The sequence below is a fragment of the Pontibacter vulgaris genome, from assembly GCF_022758145.1.
Lineage (GTDB): Bacteria > Bacteroidota > Bacteroidia > Cytophagales > Hymenobacteraceae > Pontibacter > Pontibacter vulgaris.
The window spans coordinates 66,056-84,168 of sequence record NZ_JAJVDH010000006.1 but is presented as its reverse complement, the minus strand read 5'-3'; the positions used below and the strand labels follow the sequence as shown (position 1 = coordinate 84,168).

The window sequence follows — 18,113 nt, the reverse complement described above, 5'->3', positions numbered from 1 at the left end:
TCTTATATATAAATAATGTATGGCTCATATTTCTAAAACTTAGTTTTTTCTGGTCCAAAAAGTCTTTCACTATGCGTAGATACATACAGGTTAATTAAATCACCTACTACTTCATAATATTCAACCTTATATCCACCGGGCTTTTCAAATGCTTTAACAACAAGCTCTATAGTTAACTCTGTTTCCTTCACTTTAATGCCATGTTCTTCAGTCAATTTCAAATAAGCCACCATCAAGGGGGTAGATGATATTATCTTTTTGGTAAAGGGACTTCTAAAAATTATTAAGCTATCGTTCTCTAAATATTCCATAAACAAAGGTTTTATCAATAATTAAAGTAAACTTAAATCACCACACAAATTTCTAATGAAGAATCAATTCATACAATCTTCACTATGTATTGAATAGATAGCAAACTTACAAAAGTATACTTACCATAGATGCCACTCACATCAACAACTTATATAGCACAACACTAATATAGCTCATTTCTACTGCATATCAAGCGGGCTCATCGTTTTGCATGGCTTATGAATTATGTGAACTATACATTGTGGTTGCGCTCCCGGAAAAGGAGACGAGATAATCTAATCTTAATAATTTCTGTGCAATTCTTAAACAGGAGTGGCGTAACTTCGCGACCATGAAACGTTACTTACTCTTTTTATACTTTGTGGTATTGTCTTCGGCAGCTTTTGCCCAGGCCGATACTACCCAACGTGTGGCTTCCGGCCGCAGAAACAGCCCTGAGCAGCAGAAAAAACCTTATGTTATACTTATCTCGGCTGATGGTTTCCGCTATGATTATGCCGACAAGTATAATGCTACCAATCTGAAAGCTTTACGGGCTCAGGGCGTAGAAGCCGCCTCTATGGCGCCATCTTTTCCGTCCAAAACCTTCCCCAATCATTATACCATCGTAACGGGTATGTACCCGGCCACGCATGGACTGATCAACAATGTATTCTATGACCCGCAACGCAAGCAAAGTTACTCCATCGGCGACAGGAGCAAGGTAGAGGATGGCAGCTGGTATGGTGGCACGCCACTTTGGGTATTGGCCGAAAAGCAGCAAATGGTTTCTGCAAGTTATTTCTGGGTAGGTTCCGAAGCACCGATTCAGGGTATTCGCCCAACTTACTATTACAGGTACAGCGAGGTTGTACCTATGGAAAGCCGCATAAAAACCGTAGTAGACTGGCTGAACCTGCCTGAAGAGCAACGCCCGCACCTGATCACGTTTTACCTACCTGAAGTAGACCATGCCGGCCACCGTTTTGGACCCGATGCTCCTGAAACCGAAAAAGCTGTTAAAGAGCTGGACGAGAACATTAAGAAACTGACGGATGCAGTAGCAACCACCGGCCTGCCTGTAAACTTCATCTTTGTTTCAGATCATGGCATGATCAAGATAAACCAGGAAAACACTCTGCCTTTGCCTGCTGCAGTAGATACAGCTAAGTTCCTGGTATCTGGTGGTGGTATGGTGGTAGAGCTGCATGCCAAGGATAAAACAGCTATAAAAAGCACTTATAAAAAACTGAAAGCAGAAGCTGACGGCAAGTATAAAGTATACACCCGCAACAACCTGCCGCGCCGCCTGCACTATGGCACAAAAGACGATACCTATAAACGCGTAGGCGATATTCTACTACTGACTGATGCTCCTAAAGTATTCCATTTCTCCAGCCGCAAACCATCGCCGGGAGCACACGGCTACGACCCGGATAAAGTAAAAGAGATGCATGCTACTTTTTATGCCTGGGGTCCGGCTTTTAAGGCAGGGCAGAAGATAAGCTCATTCAAAAACATCCATGTATACCCGCTTGTAGCTGAGCTGCTTGGCCTGGAGTACACGCACAAAATTGATGGCAAGAAGAAGCTGTCGAAAAAGGTTTTGAAGTAAGAGGCTGTTTAGATAGTTCGTCACTGGTTAAACTATAGCCATTAAGCACCCCGTATCAAACTTATTGGTGAGAATACGCAGCAGGGGCTAAGGCTGTAGCTTCTGAAAAACGCTATTGCCATTGTTGGTGTTCTCACCAACAATTTTTACTTCGAAGCACATCTGCTTGCTGATGACAACTGGCAGCAAGGAGTAATAGTATAGCTTATGAAAAACAAAACGCCGCTTCAGAATTCTGAAGCGGCGTTTTACTTACAGCCTGCTTATTCACCGCCGGCGCCTCTGCCAGGCAGGTATATTTGGAAACCAAGTGCTAAGGCTAAGCCACCTCCTCCGGAACTGCTGCTACCTAAGTCTGCTTTTGTGTAAGTATAACCTAAAATTGGCTCTATGGCAATATTTCTAGCAATGAAGTGAGCGTAACCAAACCGTATACCGATTATAAAAGAAACGGGTTCATCTTCTTCATTGTCTTCTAAAGAGCTACCGGCAATACCTACTAGAGCTTCCTGAAAAATTCGGCCTGATGGACCACCGCCCTGGGTGAAATAGTAGCGCAAAAATGGTGTGATGCCGTATCGAAAGTTAGTGCCACCATCGAAAGCCTCTAAGCCCAAAACCACTTCGGAACCTACGGCAATGTTCTCGCCGATAAAGTAACCTGCTTTGGGGTTGATGAACAGGTTATATGTATCGTTGCTGAAATTGTATCCGGTAGAGGCGATATTAGCACCTACCAGCCAGTTTCCTTTACTAATGGATGCATCTGCCTCGCCGGGTGCTGATACTGCAGGTGGTTCTATCTGCTCTTGTGCGATTGCATTAATGGTTACCGTAGATAGTAAGAAGAGTAAAAATAAAGTTTTCATAATCCATCGTCCTCATCCTAAATAGTGTTAAACAATACATTTTACCTTAATATAGTAATAACGCTGGCTAAATGTTATTGTTCAAGGTATTGAGGGACAAAAAGTTAATGTAGTGTAATAGTCAAAAAATATGATGTGGCAGTATATGAGCCTACTAATAGTTATTGACTATTTATGCTTTACTAAAAAATTTACTTTTCAAGTTATCTTTATTCCCATACAAACTGAGCTTGCAGTTTTACAAACCATATACTTTGTTTAGTTCAGCAACAGTTACAGGCCAGCTATACTTTTCTTCAATTTTATCTTTTAACTTGTGAGCAGCATCGCCTTCGCCATGGTTCAGGAATATTTGTTTCGGATTTTCTTTAAAGCGCCCAAGCCACCACAAAAGATCGGCCTGGTCGCCGTGCGCTGACAGCGAGCCGATCTGGCAAATTTCCGCATTTACCCTATAATTTTTTCCCTCTATTCCGATTGCCTCGGCATTATGCAGAAGCTGGTAACCGCGCGTTCCTTTAGATTGATGGCCAACAAGCAGCACCGTATTTTTTGCATCGTAAAGCATTTCTTTCAGGTAGTGAAGTACCCGGCCACCGGTTGCCATGCCACTGCCGGCAATAATTATTTTCGATTTCGGGCCATTGTCATCAAGCACGGTAAGGGTTTCCTCAAAGCTTTCAATGATGTGCACATTGTCGGTAAGCTTGTTTGTTTCGGAATCGGTCATGTTGTGCCAATTGTTATGCTCCTGGAAGAGCTTTGTAATTCCAATACCCATCGGCGAATCGAAGTAAATCGGCAGTTTAGGTATACTTTTCTCGTCCATGAGATTATTCAGCAGCATAATTATTTCCTGGGCACGCTCTACGGCAAAGCTCGGAATTACCAGCGATCCGCCTTTCTCAAACGTTTTGTTCACCACATCCTGCAATGCCTGGTACGGCGAGGTATCGTTGTTATGGAGTTTATCGCCATAGGTAGATTCCATGATAATATAATCGGCTTCTTTAATGCGGGCAGGCGGGTCAAGTATAAGCGGGTCGCGTTGGCCCACATCACCTGAAAAAACAAACCGGCGGCCCTGACATTCGAGTTCTACTGTAGCTGAGCCCAGTATATGACCGCTTTTCTGGAAGCGGAACTTCAGATCATCGGCTATACTTACCCATTCGTCGTCTTCATGGGCTTTAAAAAGCTTCATGGTCATGTTTACGTGTTTTTCGCGGTACAATGGTTTCAGAGGCCTTTTAGTAGGATCGCGATACTGGTTATAGTCCCGGGTATCGGCTTCCTGTATTTTGGCGCTGTCGCAAAGTATGATTTCGGTAATATCGCGGGTAGGAGCAGTGGCGTAGATCGGGCCGGTATATCCTTTTTTAACCAGAACAGGCAGGTAGCCACTGTGGTCGAGGTGGCCGTGTGTAAGTATAATCGCATCCAGTTCGGAAGGCTTATAAGGCAATCTGTTAACCCGGTTTAATTTCCGTTCTTTTTTTGTGCCCTGGAAAAGGCCGCAATCAATAAGTATATTATACTTGCCGGTTTGCAACAAAGTCTGTGAACCGGTTACAACACCGGCTGCACCTACAAACTGCAACCGTAGAGGACCATGAGTATGTTCAGGCATAAAAATGTATAGTATAAGTTTATACTTTAGGTACCTATAGGTTACCTAAGTGTGAGGATAAGTACGTGCCTGTAAAAGTTTAGGTGAGAATTGGTGGCTGGAATCTCTTTAAAACAATACAAAAAAACAGGCAACGACTTGCGCCGTTGCCTGTTCTGATCTGGTACTACTTTTCTGAGTTATACTTCCTGATGCTGGCAGGGGCCTTTGTACCGGATAAAGATGTTAATCCAGATACTGCGCGAGAGCCTGAAATTTATAGGTAACAAAGCTACTACAGAAATGATCAGCGCGATGATCATCATCGTTAGTGTAACTTCTTCCACAAAAAAGCTTAACCCGATCCAGACAGCAATAAAAATGGCTGTACTAAAGGCGTAGCTCACAAACATGGCTCCATAGTAATAGCCGGGTTCCGGTTCAAAAGCCTGTCCGCAACAGGAGCACTTTTCGTGCATGGCGGCAAATTTACGGAAATTGTAAAGCGTACCTTTCGGGAACATATCGCCTGTGTGGCAACGAGGGCATTTTGTATTTAGTATGCTATAAAGCGTTGTGTCTTTCCAACTCATAATATGGGCTTTTACCGGTACAAAAATACGAAAGTTAAGCGCTTCGTTAACTGCACTTATTACCTGAAATACTGTACAATTTTCCTCGGCAAAATATAGTTGTTAACTCAAGTATAACTGTGAGTTTTTAAACTGCTCGGGTGTCTGGCCTACCTTCTTTTTAAAGAAGCGGAAAAAGTATGTAGCATCAAAATACCCAAGTTCTGCAGCTACCTGCGTTACCGTAAGATCTGCGTAAGCCAGCAACCGTTGCGCTTCCAGTATGATGCGGTTTTGTATCAGTTCGGTAGTCGTCTGGCCTATGGCTCGTTTGCAGATTTCATTCAGTTGCTTGGCTGATACATTAAGTTGCTGAGCGTAATAACTTACCGGCAGGTGTTCTTTATAATGTGCATCAATCAAGTTTTCAAGCTGCTCCAATTGCGAATGCATACCTGCCGGCAATTGTTTCTCCTGTTTTTCAGTCTGGTACAAACGCGTTAGCTGTAGCAATAAAATATCGAGGTAATTCCGGATGATTGCATTTGTGTAGGCTTGCTGCTGCCGGAGTTCCTGCTCCATACTTTTAATTATACTTTCCAGTTTTAACAGGTCAGCATCTGAAAGTATGAGAAAGGGTTTGTGTAATAGGTTCTGAAAAAAAGGAAAATTCTGAAGTTTATGGTGGGGGAAGTCGAGCAGGTAATAAGCCGGGTTAAAAAACAAGATATAACCCTCAGTATCAGGAGTTAATTGCCAGTTGTGCACCTGCCCCGGCGTCAGGAAAAATACTGTGTTCGGTTTTACAGGATATGTTTCGAAATCGATGGTATGCGTGCCGGTGCCGCGGGTAATAAAGAGTAAAATGTAGAAATCGTGCTTGTGCGGCTTCTGTATAAAATCATGCTCCTGCAGGTGCTGCGAAAAAGGCTTTAAATAGAAATAGCGTTCCTGCTGCAACCGGGTGTTAAAATCCTGTATCTGGAAGATGGGTAATGGCGCTTCTGGCATGAGAGAGTGATTACAGAATTAAGTATGAATCAACTGTTTGCAATAATTGCTGAGTTTTGCCTCTCAGTTTCAGTAACAATGCGGCTCAGGTCTGTGAGAATGCTGCCAACATCACGAAGCGTTTCCAGGGAGAATATGTTTTTAAGCTCCCGAAGGCAGAGAGCCTGTTCTGCTCTTGCTACTTCATTGGCTGTACTTAAGGCCATTAGGTTTTCTGCGGATGCATTTACAATGGTTTTACCAAAAAGCTCGATGCAGGTTGCTGTAGCTTCCATAGCACGCTCCAATTGTTCTGAAAAGGCTAATTCTATTCCAAAAGCCTTGTTTTGCTGCAGATCGGCAAGCCCTCTGCGTATGCCGCGTACCTGCACCGTAATATGGTCGAGTTTATTTATACTTACTGCTAACCTGCTAAGCCTGGTTCGCTTGCGTGTCAGGAAGAGGTTATACTTTAAACTTTGCTCCGCAAGCTTCAACGTGTCCTGGCATTTCTGGTATTCTTTTTTAAGCGCATTTACTTCGGAACGGCCTGTTTTTCTTGTGGTGGTGTCCAGGAGTGCTTTCAAACTTACCAGTGTCTGAGCACAGGTTTTACTCAGGTTCAGAATGCAACTTTCTACATCTGGTATGGCATTCTGAGGTATGATAACTGCGTTGATCAGAACAGCAATGGCAGAGCCGATAATGGTTTCGGTGATACGGTCAAAAGCATAGCCTTCCTTAAACTGGCCAAAAGCAAGCACAAGGAGCGAACTAATAGCAACCTGTGAAATGATCTGGGGGTTCATGCGCAGCGCTTTCGAAATCCCCATGCCGATGAGTATCACAAAGAAAATGGAAAGCGCACCAACTTTAAACCAATGCCCGATCAGCATACTTAAGAGTACGCCGCCGATAATGCCAATTATGCGTTGTGTGGCTTTGTCTACGGAGTCGGCAACGGTAACCTGCACTGTAAGTATGGCTGCAATGGCAGCAAAGTATGGATACTCAGCATGAAGCAGATTGGTAGCTACAAACCAGGATATAGCAGCTGACAGTGCTGTTTTCAGAATCTGAAGTGTAAGTCCGAACCGGGCCAGATATTCTATACTTTTAATCAAATTTTAAATCCTATTTATAGTTTCACCAAAAGTAACAGGCGTTAAGTTGCTGGTTATTCTTGCTATTAATTTTTGATTTTTATGATGTAATCTTGCTATTTAATCGACAAACGGATTTATAAAATGATCTATACTTACCGTGCACAAATACCGCGGTATGGGCAGTACTGGCACACATCGAGGTCTTTTGTTTTCCGGATCGGTTCTTCAGTATCCAGCATCCGCTTTACAAACTGGCCGAGTAGTTCTTCAGAAGCAGCTACAAAATCTTTAGGCGTTGCTGCGTCGGCTTCCATAAAGTTAAACTCCGAAGACAAAACACCTGCATCCAGGTTACGGAACGACAAAATACCCGACTTCGGAATTATACTTTGTACTGCCACATGGTGCCCGTTTCGGAGTATAGTTTCCGGGTGCTGCTTTAACGTACGGTGCAAAATATATTCATATAGCCATAACTGGCGGGCTTTATCATACTTTGGATCAGTGGTAAAATGCAGTTCTACTTCCTCGGGCTTAACGCGAAGCTGCGTTTGCTCCACTTTTCCTGTTTTATAGTCTATAACCCGGAGTTCGTTACCCGTAAGGTCAATACGGTCGGCTTTGCCAGCTACTTTAACCGGTATTACTTCATCGCCAACCTGCACCGGAAGTATAGCTTCCAGTTGCTCTTCAAGGCGCAGCACATAAAGTGGCAGTTCGCTGGAGTCTTTAAGTTTATCAAGATATTTTTCGAGCACCTGCACGGCCACTTTAAACAGGAGATAATTCATGCCACGCTCCGGTGTAGCACCACGGGTGGTTTTCTTGAACTCAATTTCAACCTGTTTGGGAAGCTGCAAAATCATGTCCTCAACATGCTGCTTTTCAATGGGCTTGCCGCTTTGCTCAAATGGCCGGAAAAAATCCTCGAGCACCTGGTGCACAATGGTACCAAACTGATCGGTGCCCAGTTGTTCTTCCACCTCATCCATTTCCTTTATTTTAGCGATGCGGCTAAAGTAATACTGCAGCGAGCAGTTGATGTACATGTTCAGGTGCGAAGGGTAGAGGCCGCGTTTTAACTCATTTTTAAGTTGCTCCAGCGTTTGCTCATCTTTTTGAATTACGATGTCCTCGTCATACTTCTTGCTTTGCTTCTGGTCTACGGCAGCAGTAAGGTCTCGGAATTTAATGCGGGGGTTGCGTAGTGCCAGGTCGTTTTCTAACTGAAGTATAAACCGGCTTTTCTCTCCGGAGCCATAAGTGTCGGAAGGCAACACGTAGAGCAGGTTTACACGCCTGGCTCTTTGCAACAGGCGGTAAAAATTATACGCCATGGCGCCCTCGGTTTCGGAGTAGGTCGGCAGCCCGAATTGCTTCAGCACATCATACGGCATCAGGGATTCGTGGCGTTTGGGAGCCGGCAAGGTGTTTTCATTTACCGAAAGTATAATCACATTCTCAAAATCCAGCGCACGCGTTTCGAGCATACCCATTATCTGCACATCCGAGATAGGCTCGCCGCTAAAAGGGAGTCGGGTAGAAGCGATAAGCTCGTTCAGGAACTTGCGGAAACTACGCACCGAGATCTTTTGCTCGCGGCAATCAAAAATCGTATCGAGGCGTTTTACGATCGTATAAAAAATGTAGAGGTATTCGGTTTCAATCGTATTGGGTTGGTGGCTGTATACTTCACGTAGCATGTCGATCAGGCTGTAGAGCGCCGCAATAATATCATCGCAGTCCCGCCAGCTTTTGAAAAGCGTTTCAAAAAGCGGCTGGTGATCGCCCATTTTCAGAAGATCATTTGCTGTGATAAGTACGCGGTTATCCTGAACTATCTGGTCCAATACCTTCTGTATAAAGCCATGGTATTTAGCCTGTTCAGGCTGTTCGCTCAAGTATAAATCATACCTCCGGATAAAAGGATGCGTGAGCAGCTTTGTGACTGATAAATGGTGGTACTGGTATACTTTGTAGCCTGATTCCTGCAATTGTGTTACGCCAGTCAGGTGCACATCAAACAGTAGATCTATCAGGTTGAACAGGGGAGTGCCCTTAAAGCTCAAGCCCATAGTTACGTTATAGTTGGGCACCTCGTCAGGTATGGAGTGTAGCACCGGTAGCAGCAGGGTTTCGTCAGGCATAATAATGGCCACCTGCGCGTGTTTGTCCTGCTGCCGGATTTCCTGTAATAACTGCCCTGCCACTTTACCCTGCATACTGGCATTGGCCACTCCAATCACGTTTATTTCTTTCTCATCTGTGAGAAGCAGATTCTGTTGCCAGCGCCATTCGGGTAGTTTCCAGGTGCTTTTATACTTCCTAAGGAAACTGCCTGCCCGGTTGGGTGTGCCTTCCTCCATATAGAAATCATCTGAGTCAAATAATACTTCGGCCCTGTTATGCTTTAGTAATGTTTTGATGATCTTTTCTTCGGAGCTGGTAAGAGCATTGAGGCCTATAAAAATGTACTGTGCACATCCCGGGTCTTTGGCTATACTTTCAATAGAATCAGCTACTTTCCGGAAAGCCATACCTGTGTAGGCCTTCTTGTTTTGCAACAGGCGCTTTTTCAGGTTGTGGTACGTTTTTTCGATGTTATCCCAGAGGCTGAAGTACTTCTTCATGGTAGGAGAAAGTTCCTTTCCAAGATACTTCGGGTCCCAGCGTTCCAGCGCTTTTGCTTCTGTCAGGTATTCAAACAGTTTGCCGGTATCTACCATGTTCTGGTCGATGTGGCTGAAATCATCGAGCAATGTGCCGCCCCAGGTAACGAACTGGTCGAAATCCAGGGCCGGGTCCTGTTCGCGCATCAGGTCGTAAAGCTCCAACTGTAAATTAATGGGCTCCAGTACATCGGTTTTCGCAAGCCGGGTAATAAAATCCTCCATACCCGATACCTCCGGCGACCAGATAGGCTCAGTTGCGGCCTGTGCTAAGGCATTCTTGAAAAAGAAACTTGCACGACGTGAGGGCAGGATAATGCATAGGTCGCTGATGTTCTCTTTATACTTCTCGTAAATATACTTGGCAGTAAGCTCCAGGAAAGTTTGCACGGAGTTAATTTTGTATTAGGTTATGGCTGAAATGGTAACTTTTTAAACTATGAAGTACACATAAGAGAGTATCTATTATACTAATGTATACTTTGAGTATTCCCTTTTTCATCCAACGGCAGAAAAGGGTTATAGGCGATCTCCCAGAGGTTATCATCCGGATCAGCAATATAACTGCTGTAGCCTCCCCAGAATACTTTTTCAGGCTGCTTCAAAACCTTCGCACCTTTTGCCTCTAAAGCTGCCACAAGTTCATCTACTTCTTTCTCGGAACGTACATTATGGGCCAGCGAGAAGCCCCGGAAGCCTTTGCCATCAGCCTCTACGCCAGCATCATCGGCCAGTGATTCCTGCGGAAAAAGCGCTAGTTGTATGCCATTTAGCTGGAAAAATACGATGCTCTCGTTGCTGCTTTCGAGCGGTTGCCAGCCAAGTATGTTCTGGTAAAAATCTTTAGACCGTTGCAGGTTTTTAACACCAAGCGTGATAAGCGTTATTCGTTGATCCATATACTGGTTTGTAAATTTCTTTTTGTTTTTCTGTGCTGCTTTTACAACGCGAGCCCTATTTGCATATTTTTTCCACCGTAGCCCCACTCCAGAATTTCTTCTGTATCGAAATAATAAAGCAGGCATTTTACTTTCTCGTAACCCAGTTGCTTAAAGCGCACAGTATAATGGTCGAGTTTGTTGCGGTGCTCGGGTTGCGGGGGCGGAAGCTTAAATTCTATCAGCACAACCTGCTCTCCATCAAACACAACGCGGTCGGGTTTATACAGGTAAGCGCGGGCATCCAGGAGTTCTTTTTCATGTTCCACAACAACCTTATCAGAAAAATAATGCTGTAGTTTCGGATGCTTAATAACTTCCTGTAAACGATCCCGCAAGGCTGGTTTCTCGCGCTCGCTGATGATGCCTTCGTAAACCATCTGGCGCAGGATAGTATCTAACTGTGGCGTGGTTATAATACGCGACAAAGCATAATGTAATTTCTTGTTCAGAGTGCGCTGCTTTGTCTGCGTTTCAAAGTCGAATACGTTGTTAGCATGTTGCTTAAGCTGCAGCCGTTGAGCCCAGTCAGTTGATACCAGGTGATCTAAAAAATAAGTATGCCCGGTGTCTATAGTAGTATGATGCTGCCTTTGGTTGCCTTTATGTAACTGATAGCAGAACTGCCCCGCTTGCCAGATGTTTTTATGTACAAGGTAACGGTATAACAAATGGCTTACGTTTTTAGCTGTACCTTCCAAAGCCCTTGCAGCTTTTTTATCATCCAGAAGGTCTTTGCTGTTACCAATAAGGTATAGCCTGTCGATGGGCCGCGTGAGGGCCACGTACAGCATGTTCAGGTTTTCGATAAACGTTTTTTCTATCTCGGTACTGTACTGCTGCCCTAAAACGGTGTTCTCTAATTTAGAGCTTATCGTTACTGCCACACTGCGCAGTTTACCTGTTACACTTACTTCGTGCGGCAATTGGCTCCACATCAATGCTTTTGTTTGCGGTTCTGTGCTCCAGTCGGCAAAAGGAATGATAACAATAGGGTAGGCCAGCCCTTTTGATTTATGGATACTAGTAATGGTAATGGCGTTCCGATCCTTTGGCGTATTTATACTTAAACGTTCTTTCTGCACATCCCAGTAAGCCAGGAAGTTATTCAGGTTGTTGCTGTTCTTTAAGCTATACTCCAGCACCAGATCCAGGAAGCGGAAAAGATATTCGCACTCGTTGTTATGGCCCAGCAGATCAAAAATGCGAATGAGTTGCTCAGTCAGTTCATAAATAGACAGGTTGCCAGTTTCGCGCTCCTTTACGTCAAATCCAAATACCCGCAACTGATCAAAAAATGCGGCAGAATCTTTTTCGTTTGCGATACGGGCAATCGTTTGGGTCATTTCAGTATCCGGAATGGTTTCCATGGCCACGGCACATACCAGGTATAAAGCCTCCGATTTTGACAGGGTATCCTGCTGGCGGTTGAAAACCCGGAATAAAGCGATGATAAGATTAATGACTTCGGCAAACTGCAGCGAGAGCGAATCTTGGGAAATGATGTCATACTTGCGTTCTTTCAGGAAATTGGCAATCAGCTTACTTTTAACATTGGTCCGGCAAAGTATAGCCATGTCCTTCAGTTCGTAGCCATCATCCTGACCCTGCTTTATCAGTTGCAGCACCATGTTCAGCATACTCTCATCGTAGCTCAGAATTTCGGGGTGCTTATAGTCATCGTAAAGTTCCTCGGTGCGGGCGCAATTGTTCAGGTCATACTTATAGTTGGTATCCTCCGGGTGCGTAAACATGACCTGGATATGCCCGCCACTTTTATCGCCTTCCGGAACTTTCTGCACGAATTTCTCATCGTAAATGGAGGCGAACATGGAGTATACTTCGTGTTCTTTGCTGATGTAGGTAAAAAGCTCGTTATTAAAATCAATGATCTCAGCGCGGCTCCGGAAATTGGTATTCAGGTCGTCGGGGGCAAGGGCATGATCAACCGATTCATAGCGCTCCCGGATCATACTTCCATGGCGTTTGTTCTGGTATAGCCTCTCAGTGTTGCGTTTGTAAAGATGAAGGATCTGCTCCATTTCGCCGCCACGCCAACGGTATATAGCCTGTTTAGCATCGCCTACCACCATACTGAAATGACCGGAAGCCAAGGCATTATCTACTAACGGCAGCAGGTTGTTCCATTGAAGCACCGAGGTATCCTGGAACTCGTCGATGAGGATGTGGTTATACTTTTCGCCGAGTCGCTCATAAATAAAAGGCACAGGTTCCTGCAACACAATATCGATTATGCGCTTGTTGAACTCCGAAATATGAACCGTATTCTTATCGCGCTTTATTTCCTGCAGGCATTTCTCCAACTCATTCAGCACCGATACTTTGTACAAATGCGGAACTATGGCATTAATGAGCGTAAAGGTGGCTGCGTACTCTTCTTTTATATTTTCGATCTGGTAATAAAGCTCCGTAAGCTGCGCACTAATGCTGTCGATCTGGCTCTTGGTAAAAGTGCTTGCTTTACCGGCATACCACTTGTTATCTTCTATACTTTGGCGGGCGTAGTTGTTGCCATAATTCAGGTCAGCTTCTCTCGAGAATTTAATGAAGTACCCACAGATACCGCGGTTGCCCTGGAAAAAATCGGCAGGGGAGAGACCGGCATTTTCTATAGCGGTTAATGCTCTATTGGCATCTTCCTGCACGGCAGCGTTTATTCCTTCCTGTAGTGCTTTCAGCTGTGCTCTTATACTTTTAAAATCCTCCAGGGTAAGGCTCTGGATGTCTGTAACTGCTTCGTATACTTGTTCATTCAGCAGGTTTTTGGCAAAATCAGCCAGGTCATCGGGCAGGGTATTCCAGCTGCGGCCTTCACGGGCTTTTTCCAGGGCATAATGTTCCAGGGTTTCTGATAGCAGATCATCCTTTGAGTTGGTTACTTTATCCAATAAAAGCTGCACGGCCGTGTTTACCAGTGTCTGTGAATCAAGATCCACTTCGAAATTATAAGGTATGTTAAGCTCGCGCGTAAAAGCCTGTACAATCTTGTTTACAAAACTGTCAATAGTACTTACCGAAAAGTCGCTGTAGTTATAAAGTATCTGGGTGAAAAGTATCTGCGCTCGTTGCCTCACTACATTTATACTTAGGCCTTCTTCCGGATATTCTGCTTGTAAGTCCTCAGTTATACTTTGTAATAAGTCCTCACTTTTGCTTTTTGCCTTTTCAGACTGGTTCGGATCATTAAAACCGCGTAATGCACCAAGTATACGCTCCTTCATTTCTGCGGCAGCGTCGTTGGTAAAAGTAATGGCAAGAATAGATCTGTAATAATCCGGATCAGGTGTATGCAATGCAAGCTTCAGGTACTCCTTGGTAAGGTGGTATGTTTTACCGGAGCCCGCAGAGGAAGAGTATATCTTGAAAGTTGATGGCATAGTTGTAAATCCTGTGTTATCAGAACACATAAAGATACAAGATGTGGCCTGCCATTGCCATATCTATTTTCGATTCTTTTATAAGTAATAGATTTACAAAGGCTTTAAACGCATAAGCCCCTCTGTAACGTGGCAACAGAAGGGGCTTATGCGTTTATGATAAAAGATATATCAGGCGTAAACCGGTTGGGATTTTGATTTTTCAGCGGATTGCTTTGATGCGAAATCGTTTACACATACATGGTACATGATTCGCGCCATTGACAGGGAGTAATCTGTAACAATACAATGCTGCTGCTCTGAGCTAACAAGCGCTTTACTGTTACCTAGATTGAATTTGCTAAGCTCGATTACCTCATCAAAGTTCTGACGAAGCATTTTAAGGGCTTTAAAAGAAGGCTCGTTGTAGAAGGCAGGAATTACTTCACAAACGGCATAACTGCCATTAGCACGCTCTTTTGCAATCATTTTACAAAGCGAGTCTACATTGGTTTTGTCCAGGTCGGAGATAATAACAAAGTATACTTTTTTCTGGTCCGGGTTTGTAAGTTGGGTTGGAGCCCCAACGCTACCTAGCAACATACTGCGGCTAACGCGTGTGCCATGCTGAAAGTCTTCGTCTTTCAGTATTTTGTTGTGAATTTTGAAAGCTAATGCACCTGAGGCGATTAAATTGAAATCTTTGCCCTGGGTAGAAATTTTGGAAAAGTGTAACATAGTAGAGGATCTAAGGGGTTAAGGAATTGTTTAACGTTTAATAAAAACAGGCAATAGCTTAATAAATTGATGTAAGCCCTTTCTGTCTTTCATCAGCTTAGTTTAAATTGTCACACGGATTTATGGGAGGCGGGGAACTCTAGCTCTTAAGCTACTCATACTTTTCATATTGGCCAGTTATTAAAAGGTTTAAGAGATGCTACAGAAACTGAAGTTCTGAATTGTACGCGTTTTCGTTATAAAGTTTTAGCCATTTAACATATTTACAAGTGAATGTTTATTTATTAAGGGTGAACGTGATATTTTTACGTGTGAAGCAATTTTATTGTTACCTATTCTAATATTTATTTGTAATTTATTATGTAATTTAAATAAATAAATATCAAAAGTTAAAGAAAAACTTATAATATTTTCCTGTAATCAAAAGTGTAACTTTCAGTACTTCGTTTGCCTGGTTTCGCCATGTCACAATGCAGGTCCGGAGTAAAATAGGTTAGTAAATAAAAAATCCGTACCTTTGCAGCCGATTTGGAATCAGTCTGATCACTTTTATAACTGGCTACACCATCTGTCGTTGGCTTATCCTAGTTTTTTTAGTTACACTCTTTGTCGTAAAGAGTCCTCTTTAACGTAAAAGAGACGAGATTGGAAACAGGCTGCCTCCAGATGTGTCATAATTAGTTATTAAGTATTTAGATGAACAAAATCAGATTTGATGAGCTTCCGCTTTCGCCGGAAGTACAGCGTGCTATCGCTGACATGGGTTTCGAAGAAGCTTCTCCCATTCAAACAGAAGCTATCCCGGTTGTTTTAGAAGGTCGTGACATTATTGGTCAGGCCCAGACAGGTACCGGTAAAACTGCCGCTTTCGGCATCCCTACCATTGAAAGTATAGACGAGCGTGACCGTAGTGTACAAGCTCTTATCCTTTGCCCTACACGTGAACTTGCTATCCAGGTATCAGGTGAGATTCAGAAACTTGCCAAGTATAAAACAGGCATTAGTGTAGTTCCTATTTACGGCGGACAGCCTTACGAGCGCCAGCTGCGTGCTCTTAAGCAAGGTGTTCAGATCGTAATTGGTACGCCAGGTCGTGTAATGGACCATATCGAGCGTGGTACATTAGTTTTAGATAAAGTAAAGAAAATTATCCTGGATGAAGCTGACGAAATGTTAGACATGGGTTTCCGTGAAGACATTGAGTTTGTACTTAGCCAGATGCCGGAAGAGCGTCAGACAATTTTCTTCTCAGCTACCATGTCCAAGCCGATCATGGAGCTTACAAAGCGTTACCAGACTGACCCTGTTATTGTAAAAGTGGTTCACAAAGAGCTTACGGTTACAAACATTGACCAGACATACTTTGAAGTGCGTAACAGCATGAAGGGTGAAGTGTTATCCAGAGTACTGGACATGCACAACATGAAGTCTGTTATCATCTTCTGTAATACAAAGCGTATGGTTGATGAGCTGGTAAGCAGCCTGCAGGCACGTGGCTATTTTGCCGATGCACTGCACGGTGACCTGAACCAGAATCAGCGCTCTAACGTGATGGGTAAATTCCGTAACGGGCAGCTGGAAATATTGGTAGCTACTGACGTTGCAGCTCGTGGTCTGGATGTAGACAACGTAGAGGCCGTATTTAACTACGACCTGCCACAGGACGAAGAAGCTTACGTGCACCGTATTGGCCGTACTGGCCGTGCCGGTAAATCAGGTAAAGCCTTTTCTTTTGTAGCAGGCCGCTCTGATATGTATAAGCTGAAAGACATTATGCGCTATACAAAAGCGAATATTGTTATGCAGCAGATACCAACTTACGAAGACGTAAACGAGCTAAGAACCAGCATGTTCCTGAGCAAAGTGCGTGAGGTACTTGAGAAAGGCAACCTTACAAAGCACATTGCTAAAATAGAAACACTTGTTAATGAAGATTATACTTCGCTTGAAATTGCTGCAGCGCTTCTTAAAATGAGCCTGAAAGAAGCAAAAGCGAAGGAAGCTGGTCAGGAAGCTGAAAAAGGTCTGGGCCTTGCTAAAGAAGGTTTTGACCGTCTGTTCATTACTATCGGTAAAAAAGACCGCGTACATCCAAAAGACCTTATCGACCTGTTAAGCCAGAATTCTGATATACCAGCTTCTAAAGTTGGCGATATTGATCTTTACGATAAGTTCAGCTTTGTTGAAGTACCTTCTGAATACACAGCCCAGATACTTGAAAAAGTTGGCCGTATAGAAGTGGATGGCCGTATGGTTGTTGTTGAGAAATCTGAGAAGAAAGGTTCTGGCTCTAAAGAGGACAGAGGCGGCTTCGGCGGTGGAAGAGACAGAGATGGTGGTGGCCGTAGAGGTGGCTTTGGTGGTGACCGTGGTGGACGCGAAGGCGGATACGGCGGTGGCCGTCGTGAAGGTGGTTACGGCGGAGGCGGCAGTCGTTTCGGTGGCCGTGGCGACCGTGATGGCGATCGCAGAGGCGGAGACCGTGGTGGTGATAGCCGTGGTTTCAGAAAAAAAAGATTCTAATCCGGTAACCAGTCATTTATACTTCCGTATAATTAACTATACAAAGTATGAGGTGTCAAAAGCTTCATAGATTGTTAGAAAAGGCCAACTTGAAACGTTGGCCTTTTTGTTTTATCTTTTTTCAGAAAGAATGTAACCAGTCCATCATACCGGCGTATAAGATACTATCATAAAAAGGTTGGAAGATTTAACTGCTCCTTAAAAAAGAACAGTTATAAAGAAGGGTGATATCAGACGGATATCACCCTTCTTGTTTTTTATACTTCCGGCAGTTATCAAAAGTCACTTTTTGCAAATAAAGAGAGGAGCCGAAGCTCCTCTCTTTAAGTTTTATATGCTGGATTTTATGCTTCGCGGGCTGTATCGCGCAATGTACGGATATGGTCGTGCGCATGCTTAACATCCTGATACTGTTGCTCAACAACTTGTTTAAGCGTACCCGGCAGATCATGTTTAAGAGCATCCTGGTAAGCTTTTACAGCGTAATCTTCGCCACGCTCGCACTCTTCCAGAATTCGCTTACGGTCTTTAGAAGTTAAGGCAGATTTCAGGTCTATCCAGGCACGGTGTAATGTACCTTCAATAGAACTGGATTCATCATCCATTTTGCCCATTTTATGCAACTGGTCCTGCAACTCTGTTATCATGCTGTCGCGCTGAACGGCATATTTTCTGAACAGGTCTTTTAAGTCCTTATCTTCTACATCTTCTGCGGCTGTTTCATAGCCTTTTGCGCCATCTTTACATCTTTCTATCAGGTGGTGCACTGTGGCGAATACTTCCTTATTGGTCTCCATAGTTTTATTTACTTTGTTT

At 43.8% G+C, this 18,113-nt stretch carries 13 protein-coding genes; 2 read left to right on the top strand and 11 right to left on the bottom strand.

The genetic code is table 11. The features are described 5' to 3' along the window. Positions 1 to 32: 32 nt before the first annotated feature. Positions 33 to 311, bottom strand: a complete 279-nt coding sequence (locus LWP20_RS14775) for a hypothetical protein (RefSeq protein ID WP_242928942.1) — start codon at positions 309 to 311, stop codon at positions 33 to 35. A gap of 332 nt (positions 312 to 643) precedes the next feature. Between LWP20_RS14775 and LWP20_RS14770 the strand changes: the two genes are divergently transcribed. Beyond that, the gene (locus LWP20_RS14770) at positions 644 to 1,906 is read left to right on the top strand and encodes an alkaline phosphatase family protein (protein ID WP_242928941.1); all 1,263 of its coding nucleotides are present in this window, start codon (positions 644 to 646) and stop codon (positions 1,904 to 1,906) included. Between the two features lie 263 nt (positions 1,907 to 2,169). Here the strand turns inward: LWP20_RS14770 and LWP20_RS14765 are convergent, their stop codons facing one another. The 9 genes from LWP20_RS14765 to LWP20_RS14725 form a co-directional block, all read right to left on the bottom strand. Continuing rightward, positions 2,170 to 2,775 carry a hypothetical protein gene (locus LWP20_RS14765; protein ID WP_242928940.1) on the bottom strand — a complete coding sequence of 202 codons (606 nt, stop codon included), beginning with the start codon at positions 2,773 to 2,775 and terminating at the stop codon, positions 2,170 to 2,172. Between the two features lie 238 nt (positions 2,776 to 3,013). Next, positions 3,014 to 4,405: an MBL fold metallo-hydrolase gene (locus tag LWP20_RS14760; RefSeq protein WP_242928939.1), complete on the bottom strand. Its 1,392-nt coding sequence runs from the start codon at positions 4,403 to 4,405 to the stop codon at positions 3,014 to 3,016. 179 nt (positions 4,406 to 4,584) lie between these two features. Then, entirely contained in the window at positions 4,585 to 4,977 is a 393-nt protein-coding gene (locus tag LWP20_RS14755) for a DUF983 domain-containing protein (protein WP_242928938.1), read from the bottom strand. Between the two features lie 102 nt (positions 4,978 to 5,079). Further along, entirely contained in the window at positions 5,080 to 5,967 is an 888-nt protein-coding gene (locus LWP20_RS14750) for an AraC family transcriptional regulator (RefSeq protein ID WP_242928937.1), read from the bottom strand. A 29-nt stretch (positions 5,968 to 5,996) separates the two neighbouring features. Then, on the bottom strand, positions 5,997 to 7,070 hold the full coding sequence (locus tag LWP20_RS14745; protein ID WP_242928936.1) for an FUSC family protein: 1,074 nt from the start codon (positions 7,068 to 7,070) through the stop codon (positions 5,997 to 5,999). A 134-nt stretch (positions 7,071 to 7,204) separates the two neighbouring features. Further along, positions 7,205 to 10,111 carry a PD-(D/E)XK nuclease family protein gene (locus LWP20_RS14740; RefSeq protein WP_242928935.1) on the bottom strand — a complete coding sequence of 969 codons (2,907 nt, stop codon included), beginning with the start codon at positions 10,109 to 10,111 and terminating at the stop codon, positions 7,205 to 7,207. Positions 10,112 to 10,191: 80 nt separating this feature from the next. Continuing rightward, the gene (locus LWP20_RS14735) at positions 10,192 to 10,620 is read right to left on the bottom strand and encodes a VOC family protein (RefSeq protein ID WP_242928934.1); all 429 of its coding nucleotides are present in this window, start codon (positions 10,618 to 10,620) and stop codon (positions 10,192 to 10,194) included. Between the two features lie 41 nt (positions 10,621 to 10,661). Further along, entirely contained in the window at positions 10,662 to 14,057 is a 3,396-nt protein-coding gene (locus tag LWP20_RS14730; protein ID WP_242928933.1) for a UvrD-helicase domain-containing protein, read from the bottom strand. A 171-nt stretch (positions 14,058 to 14,228) separates the two neighbouring features. After that, entirely contained in the window at positions 14,229 to 14,774 is a 546-nt protein-coding gene (locus tag LWP20_RS14725) for a hypothetical protein (RefSeq protein WP_242928932.1), read from the bottom strand. A gap of 696 nt (positions 14,775 to 15,470) precedes the next feature. On the opposite strand from LWP20_RS14725, the gene LWP20_RS14720 reads away from it, so the two are divergent. Then, entirely contained in the window at positions 15,471 to 17,297 is a 1,827-nt protein-coding gene (locus tag LWP20_RS14720) for a DEAD/DEAH box helicase (protein ID WP_242928931.1), read from the top strand. 344 nt (positions 17,298 to 17,641) lie between these two features. Here LWP20_RS14720 and LWP20_RS14715 read toward each other — a convergent pair whose 3' ends face one another. Then, complete coding sequence (locus tag LWP20_RS14715) at positions 17,642 to 18,094, bottom strand: ferritin-like domain-containing protein (RefSeq protein ID WP_242928930.1); 453 nt, start codon at positions 18,092 to 18,094, stop codon at positions 17,642 to 17,644. Between the last annotated feature and the right edge of the window lie 19 nt (positions 18,095 to 18,113).